We start from the raw sequence: 1,249 nt of genomic DNA, 5'->3' as shown, positions 1-1,249 counted from the left end.
AACGTTCTATGTTAACTTGCAAATAAATATGCTAAAAAATTAAGTGCCTACTTGTAAATAGTTTTTCTGATAAGGTATTTTGTTTCTCATTATTCCAAAGCATTGTCTGAGTAATTTATTGCAGACCGCAATCAATGCCACTTTTTTTGATTTATTTTTTGACAAAATTCTTTCATATAGTTCCTTGCATTGACTGTTAAACCTCATAGCTGTCCAGGAACACACATATAAAATACTTCTTACATGCTTTTTTGTGGTCCTACATTTTCCAAGACTTTTCTTTTTGGTTCCTGATTCATAGAGACGAGGAGCTACACCAAAGTATTTGGATATTTGTTTAGCATTCACGAAATTTTTAAATCCATTGGTAGCTACCAACAACAGTAAAGCTGTTTTTTCTCCAATGCCCGAAATACTACTTAATAAATCTACATCTCTCTTTAATTCTTCATCCTGAAGTCTTGACATCCGGGACATGACTTTTTCTATCTCACAATCATGATTCCTGATAAGTCTTTCGTAATGTTTTATCGTTTCCTTGCTACACAGCGCTTTTTGTAGAAGAGCTTTAAGCTTAAGACCATACTTTCTTTTCTCCTGTTCCAGATCATGCCAAAGATTTAATTCCTGATCAAGGTATTCCAAAGTCATACTTTTAGGGGTATAAGGCCTAAATTCTACTTGTTCACCATACTCCCGAATCAGTCTGGAATCTTCAGCATCAGTCTTACTGATATGATTTTTTAGTTCGCCATATCTTTTTATACTTACAGGATTTACCATACTTACTTCGAAATCTAATTCATAGGAAAAATATAAAATCTTACTGCTATAGGCGCCTGTAGCCTCTACTATGATCTTATATTCTTCTTTATCAAAAAACTTAAGATTATTTAAAATATCTTTTTTAAGATTAGGAATATTACGTGTTATTATTACTCCCTCTGAATCCTTGTAATTAAGGGTAAGCATTTTTAAGCTAACATCTACTCCAATTACTTTTTTCTCTAAATTTGCCATAAGAATTTTCTTTATTTATTGGAAATCTGTTTTCTTGTAACCAACGTGGTAAGAGAATTTTACCTAAACAGCGTTCTATTCGGTTTTTAGAAAACAAGGAATAGGGATGGAGCGTTTAAATCGATATCGTAAGTATCAGCGCAAAGGCGGTCTGTTTCCTATTCCTTTTTCCAATAAGGTTATTCTTAAAATTAAGTCTTTATGATTTATTGCAAACTTACCACGCAAA

At 32.3% G+C, this 1,249-nt stretch carries 1 protein-coding gene; it reads right to left on the bottom strand.

From position 1 onward, the window contains the following. Window positions 1-39: 39 nt before the first annotated feature. Entirely contained in the window at window positions 40-1,020 is a 981-nt protein-coding gene (locus ACMA47_RS25135) for an IS110 family transposase (protein WP_413931997.1), read from the bottom strand. Window positions 1,021-1,249 lie beyond the last annotated feature (229 nt).

Source organism: Chryseobacterium sp. T20 (genome assembly GCF_047345655.1).
GTDB lineage: Bacteria > Bacteroidota > Bacteroidia > Flavobacteriales > Weeksellaceae > Chryseobacterium.
This window is presented reverse-complemented; position numbering and strand designations above follow the sequence as displayed.

Excerpts from the sequence above, each read along its gene's own strand:
- ACMA47_RS25135 (WP_413931997.1), bottom strand. The coding sequence starts at position 1,020 with ATGGCAAATTTAGAGAAAAAAGTAATTGGAGTAGATGTTAGCTTAAAA.